Source organism: Segatella copri (assembly GCF_026015295.1).
Taxonomy (GTDB): Bacteria; Bacteroidota; Bacteroidia; order Bacteroidales; family Bacteroidaceae; genus Prevotella; species Prevotella copri_C.
The window spans coordinates 1,432,041-1,450,375 of sequence record NZ_JAPDUW010000001.1; the positions used below are offsets into that span (position 1 = coordinate 1,432,041).

Annotated in this window: 15 protein-coding genes and 6 tRNA genes; 7 read left to right on the forward strand and 14 right to left on the reverse strand. The window is 43.7% G+C overall.

Going from position 1 to position 18,335, the window contains the following annotated elements; translation table 11 throughout:
* Nucleotides 1-16 precede the first annotated feature (16 nt).
* The 4 genes from ONT18_RS06215 (at nucleotide 17) to ONT18_RS06230 (ending at nucleotide 6,618) form a co-directional block, all read left to right on the forward strand.
* Entirely contained in the window at nucleotides 17-574 is a 558-nt protein-coding gene (locus ONT18_RS06215) for a hypothetical protein (protein ID WP_264904537.1), read from the forward strand.
* Between the two features lie 136 nt (nucleotides 575-710).
* Nucleotides 711-5,711 (forward strand): RecQ family ATP-dependent DNA helicase, encoded by a 5,001-nt coding sequence (locus ONT18_RS06220; RefSeq protein WP_264904538.1) that lies wholly within the window; start codon nucleotides 711-713, stop codon nucleotides 5,709-5,711.
* A gap of 179 nt (nucleotides 5,712-5,890) precedes the next feature.
* The gene (locus ONT18_RS06225; protein ID WP_089544510.1) at nucleotides 5,891-6,202 is read left to right on the forward strand and encodes a nucleotidyltransferase domain-containing protein; all 312 of its coding nucleotides are present in this window, start codon (nucleotides 5,891-5,893) and stop codon (nucleotides 6,200-6,202) included.
* Complete coding sequence (locus ONT18_RS06230; protein ID WP_264904539.1) at nucleotides 6,199-6,618, forward strand: HEPN domain-containing protein; 420 nt, start codon at nucleotides 6,199-6,201, stop codon at nucleotides 6,616-6,618. Before ONT18_RS06225 ends, ONT18_RS06230 begins: the two co-directional genes overlap by 4 nt.
* Nucleotides 6,619-6,784: 166 nt before the next feature.
* On the opposite strand, the gene ONT18_RS06235 is transcribed toward ONT18_RS06230, so the two are convergent.
* Both ONT18_RS06235 and ONT18_RS06240 read right to left on the reverse strand, forming a co-directional pair.
* Nucleotides 6,785-7,903, reverse strand: coding sequence for an HNH endonuclease family protein (locus tag ONT18_RS06235; protein ID WP_254963903.1), 1,119 nt, complete (start codon nucleotides 7,901-7,903; stop codon nucleotides 6,785-6,787).
* Nucleotides 7,904-7,912: 9 nt separating this feature from the next.
* Nucleotides 7,913-8,947 carry an adenine-specific methyltransferase EcoRI family protein gene (locus ONT18_RS06240; RefSeq protein WP_264904540.1) on the reverse strand — a complete coding sequence of 345 codons (1,035 nt, stop codon included), beginning with the start codon at nucleotides 8,945-8,947 and terminating at the stop codon, nucleotides 7,913-7,915.
* An 841-nt stretch (nucleotides 8,948-9,788) separates the two neighbouring features.
* On the opposite strand from ONT18_RS06240, the gene ONT18_RS06245 reads away from it, so the two are divergent.
* The 3 genes from ONT18_RS06245 (at nucleotide 9,789) to ONT18_RS06255 (ending at nucleotide 12,165) form a co-directional block, all read left to right on the forward strand.
* On the forward strand, nucleotides 9,789-10,394 hold the full coding sequence (locus ONT18_RS06245) for an HU family DNA-binding protein (protein WP_264904541.1): 606 nt from the start codon (nucleotides 9,789-9,791) through the stop codon (nucleotides 10,392-10,394).
* A gap of 117 nt (nucleotides 10,395-10,511) precedes the next feature.
* Nucleotides 10,512-11,357 (forward strand): N-acetylmuramic acid 6-phosphate etherase, encoded by an 846-nt coding sequence (locus ONT18_RS06250; RefSeq protein WP_264904542.1) that lies wholly within the window; start codon nucleotides 10,512-10,514, stop codon nucleotides 11,355-11,357.
* Between the two features lie 70 nt (nucleotides 11,358-11,427).
* Complete coding sequence (locus ONT18_RS06255) at nucleotides 11,428-12,165, forward strand: SDR family NAD(P)-dependent oxidoreductase (protein ID WP_264904543.1); 738 nt, start codon at nucleotides 11,428-11,430, stop codon at nucleotides 12,163-12,165.
* A 5-nt stretch (nucleotides 12,166-12,170) separates the two neighbouring features.
* On the opposite strand, the gene ONT18_RS06260 is transcribed toward ONT18_RS06255, so the two are convergent.
* The 12 genes from ONT18_RS06260 to nspC form a co-directional block, all read right to left on the reverse strand.
* A complete protein-coding gene (locus ONT18_RS06260) occupies nucleotides 12,171-13,331 on the reverse strand; it encodes an esterase-like activity of phytase family protein (protein WP_264904544.1) in 1,161 nt (386 codons plus the stop codon).
* Complete coding sequence (locus ONT18_RS06265; protein WP_264904545.1) at nucleotides 13,318-13,953, reverse strand: 4'-phosphopantetheinyl transferase superfamily protein; 636 nt, start codon at nucleotides 13,951-13,953, stop codon at nucleotides 13,318-13,320. The genes ONT18_RS06260 and ONT18_RS06265 overlap by 14 nt, the downstream gene beginning before the upstream one ends.
* A gap of 35 nt (nucleotides 13,954-13,988) precedes the next feature.
* Nucleotides 13,989-15,296 (reverse strand): gliding motility-associated protein GldE, encoded by a 1,308-nt coding sequence (gene gldE, locus ONT18_RS06270; protein ID WP_194257030.1) that lies wholly within the window; start codon nucleotides 15,294-15,296, stop codon nucleotides 13,989-13,991.
* A 61-nt stretch (nucleotides 15,297-15,357) separates the two neighbouring features.
* The gene (locus ONT18_RS06275) at nucleotides 15,358-15,705 is read right to left on the reverse strand and encodes a single-stranded DNA-binding protein (RefSeq protein ID WP_006849490.1); all 348 of its coding nucleotides are present in this window, start codon (nucleotides 15,703-15,705) and stop codon (nucleotides 15,358-15,360) included.
* 29 nt (nucleotides 15,706-15,734) lie between these two features.
* Nucleotides 15,735-16,271, reverse strand: coding sequence for a hypothetical protein (locus ONT18_RS06280; protein ID WP_006849491.1), 537 nt, complete (start codon nucleotides 16,269-16,271; stop codon nucleotides 15,735-15,737).
* 33 nt (nucleotides 16,272-16,304) lie between these two features.
* Nucleotides 16,305-16,377: transfer RNA gene (locus tag ONT18_RS06285), tRNA-Gly, on the reverse strand.
* 20 nt (nucleotides 16,378-16,397) lie between these two features.
* Nucleotides 16,398-16,481, reverse strand: a tRNA-Leu gene (locus ONT18_RS06290).
* A gap of 24 nt (nucleotides 16,482-16,505) precedes the next feature.
* Nucleotides 16,506-16,587, reverse strand: a tRNA-Leu gene (locus ONT18_RS06295).
* A gap of 41 nt (nucleotides 16,588-16,628) precedes the next feature.
* Nucleotides 16,629-16,701: transfer RNA gene (locus tag ONT18_RS06300), tRNA-Gly, on the reverse strand.
* A 20-nt stretch (nucleotides 16,702-16,721) separates the two neighbouring features.
* Nucleotides 16,722-16,805: transfer RNA gene (locus ONT18_RS06305), tRNA-Leu, on the reverse strand.
* Between the two features lie 62 nt (nucleotides 16,806-16,867).
* Nucleotides 16,868-16,940, reverse strand: a tRNA-Gly gene (locus ONT18_RS06310).
* Between the two features lie 202 nt (nucleotides 16,941-17,142).
* Nucleotides 17,143-18,318 (reverse strand): carboxynorspermidine decarboxylase, encoded by a 1,176-nt coding sequence (nspC, locus tag ONT18_RS06315; RefSeq protein WP_264904546.1) that lies wholly within the window; start codon nucleotides 18,316-18,318, stop codon nucleotides 17,143-17,145.
* Nucleotides 18,319-18,335 lie beyond the last annotated feature (17 nt).

An 18,335-nucleotide genomic window follows, 5' to 3' on the forward strand; every position in this document is an offset into this window, starting at 1 on the left:
CAAAAGAAGCAAAGATATGAAGAAGATTTTTTTGATAGCAGTTGTCTTGCTGATGATGATAAACTTCATCATCAACTATCACCATGAGGTTACGAAAGAGCAGCAAACACCGATGGCGGATTTCAAGACCAAGGTAGAGATGGCGCCCATGAAGGAATACAATGATCCGGACTTCGGCTACGTTGTCAAGTATCCTTGCTTCTTCCAGCAGGAGGATACTTCGGTATCGGGATACCAGGGCTATGCCCGCTTCTCATTCACTAATCATGCCAACATCATCCTGGAGAGTTACGTTACCCCCAACTATAGCAACACCCTTCAGGCTTGTGCCGATTCTCTAGCCCAGAAGCTTCATTCGGAGCGGACGATGCAGGCATCGAATAAAGCATTCATCCTCTCCGGTCCTGTCTTTGAAAACGGAGTAAGAATAGATGGCTACAGTCATTATGATAAATTCATCAAAAGTGGCAGAATACTCTTCGTCTATTCCCTCACCTATCCCGACAGTTACAAGCCAGCCATGCCCCGACTGTTCAAACTCATAGACGACTGGAAGGTTTTAGGTGCATATTAATCAGCCTTGAAGATATCCTCATGAGCCTCTTGGAATTGTATAAAAACTGCTTTCTAAGAAGATAAAAGCACTTGATTATTTGCATATATCAAATAATAATTGTACATTTGCGGTGGAAATATAAACATCGAAGATTATGTCAATATTCAGTCGCCTCTTTGAAAGGAAAAACAATCTCACCGTAAGTTCTGACATCAAGAAGAAATATGCCAGAAGCAGGAACATTGCCTTCGTGGATACCGAAGTGGGACTGAAAGACCATAAAATACACGACATCGGAGCATTGCGTTATGACGGAGCCACCTTTCACCAAGCATCGCAGACGGCACTGAACAAGTTCCTGCAAGAAGGAAAGGTTGACTATATCTGCGGTCATAACCTCATTCATCACGATGCCCGCTATCTCCAACTCAACGGCATACTGATAGATACCCTCTATCTCTCCCCACTCCTCTTCCCCAAGCGCCCTTACCATCATCTGGTAAAGGACGACAAACTGATGAGCGAGCAGATGAACAATCCTGTCAACGACTGCGAGAAAGCCAAGGAGCTTTTGATGGATGAAATCGCTGCATGGAATCAATTATCAGAAAGGAAGAGGAAAATCTTCACCTTGCTGCTCCAGAATGAAGAGGAATTCAGAGGATTTCTGATGTATGTGGGAGCCATCGAAAAGGATGATGCAATCATAGAAGTTTCAGAATTCATTCTTTCTGAATACAAAAATCATATTTGCGCCCATGCCGACATTCCGGCTCTTGCAGCCCAGTCTCCTTGCGGCTTGGCATACGCCTTGGCCCTCATAGGCACAGACGATTACCAATCTGTAACCCCAGGTTGGGTACTCTTCCATTATCCCGAAGTAGAACATATCATCTATATGCTCTGCCATACCCAATGCACCGATGGCTGCGAGTATTGCAACCGCATGCTCGACATTCATCACAACCTGAAACAGCTCTTCGGCTATGATGCCTTCCGTACCTATGACGGCGAACCGCTGCAGGAACAGGCATCGCAGGCAGCAGTAGATGGTAAGTCATTATTGGCGATATTTCCTACGGGTGGCGGCAAGTCGCTCACCTTCCAGTTGCCAGCCCTGATGGATGGCAGAACCATACATGGACTCACCGTGGTTATCTCGCCTCTGCAATCATTGATGAAAGACCAGGTAGATAACCTCGCAGACCGCGGTTTCACCGATGCCGTAACCATCAACGGTCTCCTCGACCCTATCTCCCGCTCCCTAGCCATCGAACGAGTGCAGAGTGGAGATGCCACCTTATTATATATAGCACCAGAGATGTTGCGCTCCAAAACCATCGAGCGCATTCTGATGGCACGGCATGTGGTGAGATTCGTCATTGATGAAGCTCACTGCTTCTCTGCATGGGGACAAGACTTCCGTGTAGATTACCTATACATCGGCAAGTTTATCAAGGAATACCAGGAACGTAAGTTTGGCAAAGATGCTATGGTCCGCAATCATGGTCAAACCCTGATACCCGTATCTTGCTTCACCGCCACTGCAAAACAGAAGGTGGTGCAGGACATCTGCGACTATTTCAAGCATTGGCTGGGTACCGACCTCCAGCTCTTCGCCTCATCAGCCTCACGTACCAACCTGCACTATTCCGTTATCCACGTAGATAGTGACGGCAACAAATACAATCTACTGCGCTCGCTGGTGGAACAGGCAGATTGCCCTACCATCATCTACGTATCCCGCACCAAGCGAACCCGTGAACTCGCCCAAAAACTGACACGTGACGGCATATCCGCCCTGCCCTATAATGGCAAGATGGATGCCGACGAGAAGATACACAATCAGGATGCCTTCATGAGCGATAAGGTTAGAATCATCGTTGCCACCTCCGCCTTCGGCATGGGAGTAGATAAGAGCGATGTGGGGCTGGTTATCCACTACGACATCTCCGACTCTCTGGAGAACTATGTACAGGAGGCAGGACGTGCAGGAAGAGACCCACACCTCAATGCCAAATGCTATGTACTCTATAGCGACGAGGACTTGGACAAGCACTTCATCCTGCTCAACCAAACCAAGCTGAGCATCAGCGAGATACAACAGGTATGGAAAGCCATTAAGGATTTTACCAAGCAGCGCCCACATGTAAGTTGTTCGGCACTGGAGATAGCCCGCCAAGCCGGTTGGGATGACTCGGTATCCGACATAGAAACCCGTGTTCGCACCGCCCTATCTGCTCTAGAACAGAGCGGATACATAGAGCGTGGCAACAATATTCCGCACGTCTATGCCACAGGTATCACTGTCAAAAACATGGACGAGGCAAGACTGCGCCTCACCGAATCACCCCTGTTCTCGGAAGATGAGATGAAGAATGCCATCCGCATCATCAAGTCGCTCATCACCCAGAAGCATATAGCCAAGGCACAGGATAGCGAGGCTGAATCCCGCATCGATTACCTCGCCGACATCTTAGGACTCAGCAAGCGAGACGTCATCTCTTCCGTTGACAGAATGCGACAGGAAGGCATCCTTGCCGATACCCGTGACATATCAGCCTATCTGCAAGACATCAGCGACAAGCAACGAAAGCCTCAGCAGATGCTGGAAAACTTCGCCAAACTGGAAAGATACATTCTGGAACATATCCCGGATGAATCGCTGCATATCACATACAAGCAACTCAATGACAATGCCGTACACGACGGCATCAATACTTCAACAGAAAAGAAAATCCGCACACTGCTATACTTCCTGGCAGTGAAGGGCTATGCGCACAAGAAGGAAGACGGCGTCCGCAATCTCATCGTAACAAGAGACAAGGACATAGAGACCATCATCAAGCGATTCGAAAGACGAATTGAGGTTTGCCGATTCATCATTGAAAGACTATACAGCCTGGCTGAAGAAAACAGTAAAACTATAACAGAAGAGAGCAACAATAGCTCTTCTGTAGATTCAAAAGAGAAACCTCTTCAATTCTCGGTAGTTGAACTTCTGAACGATCTGAAATCCAGCAACCAGTCACTCTTTTCCGACTTCTCTTCCCTACAGTTGGAAGACGTGGAGGAAGCCTTGCTCTATCTCTCCAAGATAGGAGCCATGAAGCTGGAAGGAGGATTCCTGGTACTCTACAATGCGATGGCAATTAAACGCATCAAGGAACCTCGCCTCCACTATAAGCAGGAGGATTACCGCATGCTCAATGAATTCTACAAGCAGAAGATTCAACAGATTCACATCGTGGGCGAATATGCCAACCTGATGGTAAGGGATTATGACGCCGCCCTGCAATATGTGCAGGATTATTTCCAGATGGACTACCACCGCTTCATCTTAAAGTACTTCAAGGGCAACCGGGAGACTGAGATAGAGCGCAACGTAACACCTTCGAAGTATAAGAAACTCTTCGGAATGCTCTCCAAGAGACAGAAGGAAATCATCGACGACCACGAGTCTCGCTGCATCGTAGTCGCTGCCGGTCCTGGCAGCGGCAAGACACGTGTGCTCGTACATAAGCTTGCCTCTCTCCTGCTGCTGGAAGATGTAAAGCACGAACAACTCCTAATGCTCACTTTCTCTCGTGCAGCCGCTACCGAATTCAAGCAGCGACTGATGCAACTCATCGGCAATGCCGCCCATTTCGTAGAGATCAAGACCTTCCATTCCTACTGCTTCGACCTGCTGGGCAGAGTTGGCAATCTGGATGAGGCTGGAGATGTGGTTAAGCAAGCCGCCGAAATGATTAACAATGGAGAAGTGGAGCCTAATCGCATCAGCAAGACCGTGCTCGTTATTGACGAGGCACAAGACATGAGCAAGGATGACTATGCCCTTGTCTCTGCTCTGATGAAAGCCAACGAAGAGATGAGGGTGATTGCCGTAGGCGATGATGACCAGAACATCTATGAGTTTAGGGGTTCCAACTCGCAGTATCTCTATGAACTGACCCAGACAGAGCACAGCCGTTTCATCGAGATGACGGAGAATTACCGCAGCCTTCGCCACATCGTGGATGCAGCCAACGACTTTGCCCGCAACATCCGTCAGCGAATCAAATCTACCCCTATCATCTCCATGAGTCAAGAAGATGGAGAGGTAAGAATCGTGAAGCATCCATACGAGATTCAGGAGAAAAAGGTTTATATGTATCAGCCTATTCTTGAAGATGTTATGCGATTACTTGGAAGTAACTCTTCAAAAGAAGCCGATGCATCTTCCCGCAAGAAGAACGAAACCATCAGTATCCTCACGCAGACCAATGAAGAGGCAGTCATCATGCTGGCTCTTCTTCACAGCCATGGCATCAAGGCCAAGCTGGTGCAATCAATGGACGGCTTGCGCTTCTGGAATCTGGCAGAGGTAAGATACTTTTTAAAGAAGATAGACCAAGGCATCAAGGAAACGAAATCCCCTATCATCCCTGATGATATTTGGGAAACAACCAAGCAGCTGACATTCCAAAAGTATGCCACCAGCCAGGCATTGCCATACCTGCGCCGCAGCCTTCAGATATTTGAGCAGACCAATCGTGCCAAGTACTACAGCGACCTGAGGGAGTTCGTGTTCGAATCATCAGTAGAAGACTTCTGTGACATCTCGAAATCAGACATCGTGGTCAGCACCATCCACAAGGCAAAAGGCCATGAGTTCGACCATGTACTGATGCTCATTACCCATCCCGAGCATCCTACAGACGACATACTGCGCCGATACTATGTGGGTATGACACGTGTCAAGCATACGCTTGCCATCCACACCAACGGCAATCTCTTCGACAGCCTGAAAAGTGCCCAGCATCTCTATGATGCCCAAGCCTACGATGAGCCGAACGAAATAGTACTTCAGCTCTCACACAAGGATGTAAACCTGGGCTTCTCCAAGCCTCACAAGGATGCTATCCTTTCCTTGAGAAGCGGTATGCCGCTAACATACCACGACTATTGCCTCTGTCTCCCATCAACAGGCAGAGACATAGCCCAGCTCTCCATCAAGATGAAAGAGAAACTAGGCAAATGGGAGTTGAAAGGCTACAAGGTAACCGCTGCCCGAATCCGCTTCATCGTGGCATGGAAGTCAAAGGATGCACCTAGGGATGAGAAGGAATCCGCCATCGTGCTCGCAGATTTGGTGATGAAAAGAATAAGATAAGCTTCTGGAACCTTATCTACAAGCACAACCTATTTATCGGACGAAGCTATTGACACAATGGAGATTAGAAATCTCACCAAACGCATATTTTAAGATATTAGACCGAATTTTATGTTAAAAATTTGGTGATTAGAAAGAAAACTCGTATTTTTGCAACACATATATTAATATTGATAGATATGGAGAAGAAACGAATTATAGAAGCAATGCACAATAGATTGCATGAGATTGATCCTCATGCAAAAGCTATCTTGTTTGGTTCCCGCGCTAGAGGTACAGAACATGAAGGAAGTGATTGGGATGTATTGATTCTTCTAGACAAACCAAAAGTTACGCTTCAAGATTACGATAAGTATTCTTATCCACTAAGAGAATTAGGCTGGGATATTGATGAAATCATCAACCCTGTACTCTTCTCCCAAAAAGAATGGGAGGAGAACCATTATACCTTATTCAATCATAACGTAAATAAGGAAGGAATTGCAATATGATAAAGGGACAACTTACAGACACTGACAGAACCGAAATTGTAAAATATAGACTAGAAAAAGCATATCGAACATATAATGAAGCTATTGGCTCCATAGAAAATGGTTATGTCGAAACTGCAGCCAATCGTTTATACTATGCTGCTTACTATGCTGTTTCTGCTTTACTCATTTCTTACAAGTATGAAGCTAGCACTCATAATGGCGTAATCCAAATGTTTGGAAAAGTCTTTTTGAGGAACAACATCATTGACAAAAAGTATGGCAAGACTTTCAATCAGCTTTTCTCCTTACGATTAACTGGCGACTATGAAGACCGTCATATTCTTGATATGGAAACAGAGGTACTTCCATTGGTCGAGCCAGCTAAGGAACTAATAGATTTAGTGTCAGAAATGGCTAAAAAGCAATTAATGTGATTGCAAAAACACCCTTCAGTTGTTCGATGAGCAACTCGTATTACAGATACCACTACTGAAGGGTGCTTAGGTTCTTTTATCGTTTCCGACGTATTGGTCTTTCCATCAGACCTTTTTCATAAAATACCTCTTTATGTCCATTGTTATAAAAGCTCAAATCCATCATTTATTTTCCTCCTTTTATTCTATTACAAGTACGACAAAGCATTTGACAATTCTCGGCAACAGTCGTTCCACCTTCACACCATGGAGTAATGTGGTCTGCTTCCATTTCTTCTAACTTAAAAGGTTTACCACAATGGGCACAGATTCCTTTTTGTCGCTCATAAGCCTCACGTTTCTGTTTCTTATCAAAAGTACGGAAACTTAAATCGCGCAAATCACCACTCAGCACATAATGATAGATGCCTGCTTTCTTCATTATTTCATCATCCTCCATCAGTCGATGAATTTCGGACTCTAGTTGCTCCGTATCATATATGTTGCTTCCAAACTCATCAAACATAGCACCCCAGTCTAAGCCTTTCATTTCTTTTCGGTATTTCTTGAAAGTTGTTTTCACCCAAGTGATCACCTGCATATAATAAGCCCAAAGCTGATTGGCGTTTGGATCGTATTGATGAATCGCCATATACTTATCAATTGGGGCTGAATCTTGTATTCCATCATGACGAGCTGCCCATTTTAGTATTGTCTCAAGATACGCTTGTTCCTCCAGTTTGCCAGTCATATAATCACCACCGACCTTATAAGCCGCACAACCATTTTTACTGAAATAGCGACGAGCATCTGTTACAAAAGGACCAACATACACTGCATTACGCAACTCTTGGTCAAGCAAACGTTCTCCAGCTATATTAATCACACGAAACCAATCAAGTTTTTCCTTGTCTGTGCCAGTACAGAAATATACAGTCAATTCATAGTCAAGAAAATCCTTTTTCTCTTTTTCCGTAAGATTGTCAAAGTAAAGAACTGGACGGTCTTTATCAACGATATTGAAACCATGTAGATAATATTCGCAAATGGACAGAGTACGTTGCTGACCATCTATCATTTCATAACTTCCATCATCCACAACACTCCAATACATGATATTAAGAGGGTATCCTTTGAGGATTGTCTCTATCACAGCTTGCTGTTGTTTGAGTTCATAACGAAACTCACGCTGATAAGGTGGGCGAATATTCAACTTACCATGATAACCATAAACACCATGATTGGGATCATTCGTATAACCTGCTATAAGGTCACGAACTGCTATTTGTTTTGGTTTTATATCCATAATTGACTCTTATTTTTTCTTGATTAATATTCTGGCATAACAACCAACTAATTTTCCTGTTTCATTGCGATAGCACAACTTACCTTTGCGAAAACTTTTATCTTCACGAAATAAAGCTGCACATTGTTCGACAGTAAGGTTAGCACTTACACCACACTCTACCCCCAATTCACCTCCATTACCTATGCCTATAATTTCGAACTGTTCAGGATTATACTTATCCATAAAAGTAATAGGCACTCCCATAACTCCATCATAATCATATGGTATCAGTTCTGTCTTTGACACCTCAATAGCATCATAATTGATGTATTTCGGGTAAGCGTTAGGCGAATATGTCTTATAGAGGATTAAATCTTCATGACGTTTTTGAATATCTAAATTTGTATACCAAATAGAAGGGACATTTATTATCTTTTCACCATGGATATTTTTTTCCGTTTTACCTTCATAATTAGCTTTAAACCACATTCCACCAGAAAAGCCCCTATACCCAGTCCATAGTTTATTTTCTTGGATCAATGGAAAAATCTCTTTATAAGTAAGAGCATTTTTATTCCCTATAATCAAGAACTTTTTATCATATTCCAGCAATTGAGCCACATACTCACGAAACAAAGAAAAAGGGGGATTAGTTACTACAATATCTGCTTCTTTCAGAAGTTCAATACACTCTTTACTGCGGAAATCACCATCACCCTTTAATGGCTTCACTCCTATTTCTTCCGCATCAGGAATATGATTTCCATTTTTGTCACCTTCATAAACAAGAAATACAGCTTGCTCACTTTTATTCATACTGAACAAATCCATATCTTGATTTTTATAGCAAGTAGTGATAAGTTTCTTCAAACCAAGAAACTCAAAGTTGTATGCGAAATAAGTAAAAAAGTTACTTACACGAGGATCATCACAATTGCATAATACTGTCTTACCACGAAAATGTTCACGGTAATGACGGAGTTCATTATTGATGTCTTCTAGCTGCGTGTAGAATTCATCTTTTTTAGCTGCCTTAGCTTTATCTATGGTTCTTTTTGCCATAATATTTTAATTGATAATTAATGAGTTACAAGCACTAACTATCAATCACGCCAAGACGCAAAAAGGGCGTGATGCTCTTATTGCGTTCAGCTATGAGGCAGCCTCGGAATGGAAACCTCAGTCTACATAATAAGAATACACCACGCCTATAGCGATGGTGCATTGCTAATACATATGTAGACTAAGGCATCCCATACCGAATACCTTATCACAATTATTCCTTGTTACGTTATTTCCAATAAGTTTCCGAGGCTTTTGGCTGAACGCGAAATAATAGCGAATGCTTTTGTTTACCAACGATGTCTTGGAAATGGCAGTAGCCAAATCCACTTGCAAAGATACAACAAATTATTGAAACGAGCACACTTTTCATCGAAAAACTTCTATTAAACCTTACCTTTTTTCTTCTTTAGATGCCAGCAAACAGCTCTCACAACGCCTAAATACACCTTATTATTTCATCACGAAATAAGGAAGGAATTGCAATATGATAAAGGGAGTTACAAATTTTACTGCACAACAACTGTTTTACGCTCGCACAACACGTGTTGTGCAAGCGCATAACAGCTGATATGCAAGCGCACAACAGCTGTTGTGCGACTGACGGAAGTGACTTTCCCGGCAACATATACTTACTGTTCCAACAACTTATCCTACTTCTTCCGACAACTTATAAAGGCTTCTTACGATGCTTATTCCTATTGATAAGCAGTTCTAACCCACATCAATAGCACCGCTCATTCGTATCAATCAAACCGCTCATCCATATTAGTGCCATTTTTATTTGGTAGTTTAAGAATAAAAGATTACCTTTGTATCGCTAAACAGAAAGAAGAAAACGATGGCTATTAAATATGAAATACATTATCTTCCCAATGCTGGAGGAAATGAAGAGACTCGCCGATTCGCCCATATCTTTGAGCAAACAGCTATGACTGACAAGGAGATGATCAGCCGAATCGCCAGACATAGCTGTCTGGGAGAAGGAGAAGTTTCGTCCGTACTCATGAAACTGCGTGATATCATAGAAGAAGACCTGCAGGAGGGAAGACGTGTCAACATTCCGGAAATAGGTTATCTCTCGCTCTCGGTAGATCTGGATATGGATGACCTGAAACCCGACAATAAAGTGAGAGCTGAATATGTAAGCGTAAGAGGCATCAAGTTTCGCCCCAATGCAGACCTGTTGAAACAGGTGAAATATAATACCCATTTCGAGAAATCACAATATACTTCCCGCTCCTACCCTTTCTCTGAAGATGCATTGAAGGAGAAAATAAGAGAGTATCTGAAGCATAACCGTTCCATTAACAGAAAAGTACTGGAAGCGGAATTTCATATCCGTAAACAGACAGCACTCAACTGGCTGAAGAAACTGGAAAAATCCGGATTTCTGATAAAAGAAGGTTCCCGGAATGCGCCGGTTTATTTCCTGGCAGAAGAATAGGAGCCCATCGGATGATAGGTCTCATCATGATAGAACTCTCTAGATGACTGCAAGCCATATCCTCCGCGACCATCTAAGCTTCATTACATTAAATCTACCCCCTAAAGATAAGGTAATATGCCAAATAAAGAAGAAAAGAGAATAACAGAGCAGAGCTCGCTCTACGAACATCTGGAAAAGATGAGCGTAGATGAACTCACCGCTCATATCAATGCAGAAAACAAGAAGGTGGCTGTGGCAATAGAACAAGCATTACCCGCCATCAACCAACTGATTTCCGCCATCGAAGGGCAGCTGAAGAAGGGTGGTAGACTCTTCTATGCCGGTTGCGGAACGGGCGGAAGACTGGCTACGCTCGATACCATCGAAGTGCAGAACACCTATGGCATCGACGGTTCACAGATACAAGCCATCTTCCCCGGAGGCATCGGCTGCCTTACGCAAACCAGGGAATCCAGAGAAGACGACCTGGAGAATGGTTGGCACCAGCTCTGCGACAAGCATATCTCAGAGCAGGATTTCGTACTCGGTTTCTCGGCAAGCGGCACAACCCCCTTCGTGCTTTCCATCTTGCAGCATTGCAAGGAGGCAGGTATTCCTACGGGTTGCATCGTCAACAATCCCCACGCTCCTATCGCCCAGGCTGCAGATTATCCTGTAGAAGTCATCACGGGACCAGAATTCGTAACGGGAAGTACCCGCATGAAAGCCGGTTCTTCGCAGAAGATGATTCTGGATATGATCAGCACTTCTCTCCAGATTCGCCAAGGACGGGTGGAAGGCAACAAGATGGTGAACGCCAAGCTTATCAATCATAAACTCATCGACCGTGCCTGCCGCATCTTCATGGAACGCAATCCGCAATATACGGACTACGAAGAAGTGAAACAGCTGATTCTGGAATCAGGAAGCGTGAAGAAGGCGGAAGACCTGCTGAAGAGTAAAAGCGATTTAGATGTTTAGATAGAGTTAGACAAGACTTCACCTCTATAAAATAGGAATATCAAGATTTCACCTTATATAATAGGACTATATGGCAAAGAAAGCAATTGTAATGGGTGCCACATCGGGCATCGGAATGGAAGTGGCAAAACTGCTTGCTGCAAAAGGATGGCAGGTAGGAATTGCCGGAAGAAGAATCGAAAGATTGCAGGCTCTGATTTCGCAGGGCGGCATTACCTGCTATCAGCAAATAGACGTGACTTCTCCCGATGCTCCTGCCCAACTTCAGGAACTCATCGATAAGTTGGGAGGCATGGACTTGTATTTCCATAGTTCCGGCATTGGCTGGCAGAATAATACACTGGATATAGAAAAGGAGTATAAGACTGTGGAAACCAACGGCTTAGGATTCACAAGAATGGTAGATACGGCATTCAACTGGTTTGCTACTCATCATCAGAACAATTCAAAAGCCCGCATTGCCTGCATCACTTCCATCGCCGGAACCAAAGGTCTCGGTGCTGCCCCTGCCTACTCTGCCACCAAGCGATTCCAGAACCATTATCTGGAATGCCTGTCGCAGCAGGCACGGATGCGTCATCTTCCCATCGCCATCACAGATATCCGACCAGGCTTCGTAAAGACCGACCTTATCGCAGGCAGCAGCTATCCGCTGCAACTCAAACCGGAAGATGTGGCGAAGCATATCGTAAGTGCCATCGAAAACGGAAAGGAAGTTAAGGTAATAGACTGGAGATATGATATACTCGTCTTCCTCTGGCGACTCATTCCTAGATGGTTATGGACGAGATTGAGGATTACAACATAACAACTTTATTCCTTTCTGATGACAATCGTCTTGAACCAGTCTTTCAATACTCCCGCATATTGATCCTGCGAATCAGACAGCAGGATGACAACCTGGGAACCATCTTCCAACTTGGGTCCCAGACACATACCTTCGTAATTGGCAAAGGAACGCTTGGAAAGCGATAAGCCGGTTTTCCATTCCGCGAGCAATCTCTTCTTCAAGAAAGGAGTATATGATGAAAACTTCTCTTTCAAAGCAAACTCCTCAGAATTCAAAGGATTGATCAGATAGAGCTTGCACTTGCAGAAAGCACCAATCTTAATCTTCGGGATAAAGACCTCACGCTCCAAAACCAGAAGCTGTCCATCGGGCAAGGCACAAAGCTCACTCACACCCATCACATAGAAATCTGCTTTCTTATGGGTAGAAGGTTGATCCATCTGATAGGCATAGGCTGTCATGTAACGAGAGGCTTTCTTGCTACTCTCTTGCTCGCTACAGTCTTCCTTGCCATTATTTTCCTTGTTACGATTTTCCTTTATCTTTCCCCAATCATACCTCATCAAACGAAGCTGGTTGGCCAATCCGTTTTGAGGAGTAGCAGGCTGTCCGTCTTTGCGGAGCGTGCTCTCAGAAATCGTCCAGAGATACTGACGGACGGAATCAAAAGCCAGAGACTCAAAATTATAATTTGGATAAAAATCAGAAGAAGGCCATCTGCTCTCCCAAAGGTTCTGATGATAGCTAATCTTGGGAGCATTAGCCGAAATAGGCAGAACAGGATACTCCTTTAAACGGCAATATCCTTCGCTTGTTATCACCAAGGTAGAATCAGAAGCCTTCACGATGGCTTCGTGGTCAAAGCCTTTCTCCTGCCCCTGCCAAAACTTTCCGTCGTTCAGCGTTCCATCTGTTCTCTCGGTAACCCCAAGGTTCTCTACCTGTTCCAGTTCGCCGGTCTTGGGATTCACCTGAATCCGGAAGTTGAAGTACAGGGCACTATCCGACTTGTCGCTTACCACCGCATAGATATCATCATGCAGATGAGCAATGCCACTGTAGTTGCCCGCAGTCACGGTTTTCGGAAAAGCCTTCTGGGGATTCTCTCTCACTACTTTCCAATCCTGTGCCCCAGCCAGCAAGCTGAATGCCAGAAAGATGGACAGGATATTACAGCGCAGCATAAGTCAATACAAAATCCATAGTTAACTCGAAATCTACATGCGCCGTCTTTCTGCTCTTGAGATTCTCCACATCACACGACCAGTCTGCCATCGTATCAAACGGCTTCACCCGCATATCCTCAAACATCAGTTTTTCTTCAGAGAATAACTTGAAGACCGTTTCCTTGGCACACCAATGCACCAGCTTGGCATCCAGATCTTCCGCCTTCTCATCCTTGCGCAGGAATTTGGATGCGATGCGCTCTACCCTATCGCTGAAGTATTCGATATCCACCGCCACTTCCTGATTTTTGGAAAGGATAAGCGCAGCGTAACCCTTGGTATGCGAAACGCTGATATGATAACCACGGAACAATGGCTTGCCAGCCTCGTTGTGGGTAATGTCACCCGCATGAGAAAGCAAGCCCTTGGAAGCCCCGTTCGTCTTGAGCATCTCATACATTAATGCACGAATGGCAAGAAACTCCAGTTTCCTGCCATCGTTCTTATATTTCTCTTCCACCTGAGAGCGGTAAGCCTGCAGATGAGGATACTGCCCGAACAACTGTTCTACAGTTTCATCCATCTGCCATAAACCAAGACTCACTCCCGGATAAACTTCTCGTATATTGACAACTGCCATATTTTTTATATTCTGATATTGATGAATACTGATGATTACTTAGAAGAATCCTCCACGTTATCTTTCAAAGGATGTACCGTCACCTTAATCTTGCTGATGCGACGCTCCTCTATCTGCATAACCTCGAAAGTATAGTTCTTATAATCTATCTTCTCGTGCATACTTGGGAAATCGCCCTTAATTTCCAAGAGCAGACCAGCCAGAGAATCAGCATCGCCCTCAACCTCCTCGAACTCTTCGTCATCTACATTCAGGATTTTGCAGAAATCAGAAAGAAGCGTTTTACCTTCAAAGATAAAGGTGTTGTAATTTAATTTCGAGTAGAACTTCTCCTCCTCATCGTATTCATCATTGATTTCACCTACAATTTCCTCCAGAATATCTTCGAGAGTAACAATACCCGATGTTCCTCCGAACTCATCTACAACAATGGCGATATGAACCTTGTTGTCCTGGAACTCGCGAAGCAGATCATCTATCTTCTTGGTTTCAGGAACAAAGTAAGGAGGACGAATCAGGCTCTGCCAACGGAAGTTGGAAGACTTCGTAAGATGAGGCAATAAGTCCTTGATATACAGTACACCACGAATATTATCTGTATTATCCTGATAAACAGGAATACGACTGTAATTATTCTCTTCAATGCACTTTAATACTTCTGGATAAGAACTACGGATATCCAGGTCAACAATATTCTGTCGGCTGGTCATCACCTCCTTGGCTGTTTCATCGCCAAAGCGGATGATACCCTTCAGCATGCTCTGCTCGTCCTTGATATCATTCTTATCAGTCAGTTCAAGAGCCTGTTCCAAGTCATCAACACTCAGCACATGATTTTCCTTCTGTATAATCTTTTCTGCAAGAATACCACTTTTCAGCAAGATAGTTTCTAAAGGCCAAAACAACTTTCTGGCAAACAGAATTCCCCCTACGCACCGACGACAGAACTTCAGAGAATCCTGACGGGCATACACTTTCGGCATAATCTCACCAAAAAGCAAAAGCAAGAAAGTAAGAATAACCGTAATAATCAGGAACTGAAGCCAATAAGCTTTAGGACCAAACTCTACGATTCCTGCGAATACATAATTAAGGAGCATGATGATTGTGACATTCACAAAATTATTGGTTATCAAAATGGTAGCCAACGTACGTTCAGAATCATCACGCAACATCTGTATTTTCTTATCGGCATCAGTCTTTTCATCCTCAAGTTCCGCAACATCAGTTGGTGATAAACTGAAAAAAGCAATTTCGGAACCACTGGCAAAAGCAGACATGCCTAACAATATAGCTGCAAGTACAGCAGCTACAATAACCCCGGCGGAAGGCTGCATCAGCATCACATCACCAAAGGCATCAGTTATGGTGGATATATCCAATTTCTGAGCTAAAAATTAATAATTATTGTTCTCTAGTAGCAGGGCGAGTACTCAACATCTCCATATTATCTACATAGATTTCTGTAATATATTGTCTTCTACCCTGCTTGTCATCATAGGAGCGGTAGCGGATTCTTCCTTCCACATAAAGGCGGTCACCCTTATGCACATACTTCTCTACTACCTTTGCAAGCCCACGATAAAAAACAAGATTGTGCCAATCTGTATGGTCTGGCACTTGGGTACCATTAGGCAAAGTATATCCTTTCTCTGTAGTTGCGAGAGAGACCTGAGCTACTGCCTGATCTGCTTCAAAATAATGAATGTCAGGATCTTTACCTACATTACCAATTAGCATAACCTTGTTCATGACACGAATCTTTTAAATTTCTGAATATTTTATTTCCACATTCCCAGATAGCGGAAATGGAAATTCTTACCTTTTGCAGATGGGAACTGGCTGCGTGAATCTACACAATCGCGCAGATAATCTACGATGCGATTGTAACAATCCAAACCTGATTCAGCTTTAACATCCGCAACGAAATGAGTATCACGGTACTCAAACTTTCCTGTAGCCGGTACCATCACAACACGCTTGAAATCAAGTGATCCTTCATACCAGCCTGGAGCCTCTTGAGCCAAACTGGCAACAACAGGATTCTCCATTCTCTCTGCAGGAGTAGGAGTACGCAATGCTTTCTTATCCTTAAAATCCTGCATAGTTTGCGCCGTAGTCTTTATCACAATAAAATAAACACGTGGGCGTACCTTATATCTTTTAGGATACGTCAAATCGCTAGCGGCATATTCACGAACATCTGCCTCTAGCTCCGCATCCATCTCAATCTCAGGAATACTCTTTAAAAAACCAATAGCATCATCAACACTAGTAACTAATGTCTCCTGATCAAAATATCTTAAATATAAATTCATAAATGGGTATGTTTCTCGAGTTCTAAAAAAAAGAGCGGAAAACGGGACTCGGACCCGCGACCCCAACCTTGGCAAGGTTGTGCTCTACCAACTGAGCTATTTCCGCTTATAAAACAACAATAAAAGTGAAGAGGAGGAGACTCGAACTCCCACGACACAATTGTCACTACCCCCTCAAAGTAGCGCGTCTACCAATTCCGCCACCTCTCCAACACTAAGCTAATTTAAACATTGTGCCCAAGACAGGACTCGAACCTGCACGTTGTGAAACACACGCACCTGAAACGTGCGCGTCTACCAATTCCGCCACTTGGGCCCTAAACTTAAACCTATCTTGGTTTAATACAAAAATAATCGAGCGGAAAACGGGACTCGGACCCGCGACCCCAACCTTGGCAAGGTTGTGCTCTACCAACTGAGCTATTTCCGCTTGTAAGATAACAATACCAGTGAAGAGGAGGAGACTCGAACTCCCACGACACAATTGTCACTACCCCCTCAAAGTAGCGCGTCTACCAATTCCGCCACCTCTCCAAGTATATTGTCATCAATTATCTAACCAAGATAAAACTTGATGTTGTTTCCCAAAAAAAATGAGCGGAAAACGGGACTCGGACCCGCGACCCCAACCTTGGCAAGGTTGTGCTCTACCAACTGAGCTATTTCCGCAGTTTTTCCTATTACTTAGGAGCGTTCCTCTGAATGCGAGTGCAAAGGTACTACTTTTTTCTGAATTACCAAACTTTTCTTCGATTTTTTTGAAAAAAAATGTGCATTTTGCCCTTTTTAGTGAGCAAAACACACATTTTAAGCCTTATTTTGCCGATTTTCAAACTCATCCGGCAGAAAAATCGGGAAAATAGAAATTATACTAATCCATCCTACTGCGATAATCTTCGTAGCTGAAATCTCTTAGAGTTTCCAATTTTCCATCTAAATGTACGATTCCTATTGATGGATGAGTGATTCCATTAAAGGTATTTGTCTTTACCGTAGTGTAATGCAGCATATCTTCGAAAATAACATTCTCGCCTATTTGCAATTCATGGTCAAATTTCCAGAAGCCCATAAAATCTCCACTCAGACAACTGTTGCCACCTATTCTATATATATGTGCGCCCTCAGGAGCCTTCGTCGGATCATCAACCTCCAAGGTTTCTGCATTTCTGACAGCTGGCATATACGGCATCTCCAGACAGTCGGGCATATGACAGGTAAAACTGGCATTTATGATAGCTGTCCTGATACCTTTATCTTCAACCACATCTACTACTTGAGTTACAAGCGGCCCGGTCTGCCACCCAAAGGCACTACCAGGTTCCATAATAATTTTAAGATGAGGATAACGCTGATGAAATCCCTTTATTATATTAATAAGGTGTTCCACATCATAATCCTTCCTGGTCATCAGATGACCTCCACCGAAATTGATCCATTTCAGCTGCGGAAACCAAGGAGAGAATTTCTCTTCGATATGAGCTAACGTACGTTCAAAGACATCCGCCCCACTCTCGCAGTGACAATGACAATGGAATCCTTCTATATCTGAAGGCAAAGTTTGAGGCAATTTATCTGCCGATACACCGAATCGGGTTCCAGGTGCACACGGATTATACAGCAATGTTCCGACTTCAGAATATTCCGGATTTACTCTCAATCCCAGTCTGATGTCAGAATTTGCCCTACGAACCCGTTCATGATATCGCTCATATTGCGTAAGCGAGTTGAAAGTAAGATGACTTGAGCATTGAGCTATCTCATCAATCTCATAATCGGTATAAGCCGGCGAAAAAGTATGCGCCTTACTGCCAAATTCATGATACGCCAGTTTTGCCTCGCTAAGAGAGCTGGCCGTGGTCGAAGAAATATACTCTCTGAAAATCGGAAATGTCTTCCAAAGAGCATAAGCCTTAAAAGCTAGAATAATTTCCATATCGGCACGCTCAGCCACACTCTTGATGAGCGACAGATTGTGTCGCAAACGTTCTTCCTCTAAAACGTAAATTGGTCGATGAATCTCATTAAAATTTGCTAAATTTACTTGCATAACTTGATAAATATTAA

Coding starts and splice junctions, on each gene's coding strand:
- ONT18_RS06260 (WP_264904544.1), bottom strand. CDS start 13,331: ATGCTGCGCTGTAATATCCTGTCCATCTTTCTGGCATTCAGCTTGCTG.
- ONT18_RS06220 (WP_264904538.1), top strand. CDS start 711: ATGTCAATATTCAGTCGCCTCTTTGAAAGGAAAAACAATCTCACCGTA.
- ONT18_RS06240 (WP_264904540.1), bottom strand. CDS start 8,947: ATGGCAAAAAGAACCATAGATAAAGCTAAGGCAGCTAAAAAAGATGAA.
- ONT18_RS06250 (WP_264904542.1), top strand. CDS start 10,512: ATGCCAAATAAAGAAGAAAAGAGAATAACAGAGCAGAGCTCGCTCTAC.
- ONT18_RS06275 (WP_006849490.1), bottom strand. CDS start 15,705: ATGAACAAGGTTATGCTAATTGGTAATGTAGGTAAAGATCCTGACATT.
- gldE (WP_194257030.1), bottom strand. CDS start 15,296: ATGCTGATGCAGCCTTCCGCCGGGGTTATTGTAGCTGCTGTACTTGCA.
- ONT18_RS06280 (WP_006849491.1), bottom strand. CDS start 16,271: ATGAATTTATATTTAAGATATTTTGATCAGGAGACATTAGTTACTAGT.
- ONT18_RS06235 (WP_254963903.1), bottom strand. CDS start 7,903: ATGGATATAAAACCAAAACAAATAGCAGTTCGTGACCTTATAGCAGGT.
- ONT18_RS06230 (WP_264904539.1), top strand. CDS start 6,199: ATGATAAAGGGACAACTTACAGACACTGACAGAACCGAAATTGTAAAA.
- ONT18_RS06215 (WP_264904537.1), top strand. CDS start 17: ATGAAGAAGATTTTTTTGATAGCAGTTGTCTTGCTGATGATGATAAAC.
- ONT18_RS06245 (WP_264904541.1), top strand. CDS start 9,789: ATGGCTATTAAATATGAAATACATTATCTTCCCAATGCTGGAGGAAAT.
- nspC (WP_264904546.1), bottom strand. CDS start 18,318: ATGCAAGTAAATTTAGCAAATTTTAATGAGATTCATCGACCAATTTAC.
- ONT18_RS06265 (WP_264904545.1), bottom strand. CDS start 13,953: ATGGCAGTTGTCAATATACGAGAAGTTTATCCGGGAGTGAGTCTTGGT.
- ONT18_RS06225 (WP_089544510.1), top strand. CDS start 5,891: ATGGAGAAGAAACGAATTATAGAAGCAATGCACAATAGATTGCATGAG.
- ONT18_RS06255 (WP_264904543.1), top strand. CDS start 11,428: ATGGCAAAGAAAGCAATTGTAATGGGTGCCACATCGGGCATCGGAATG.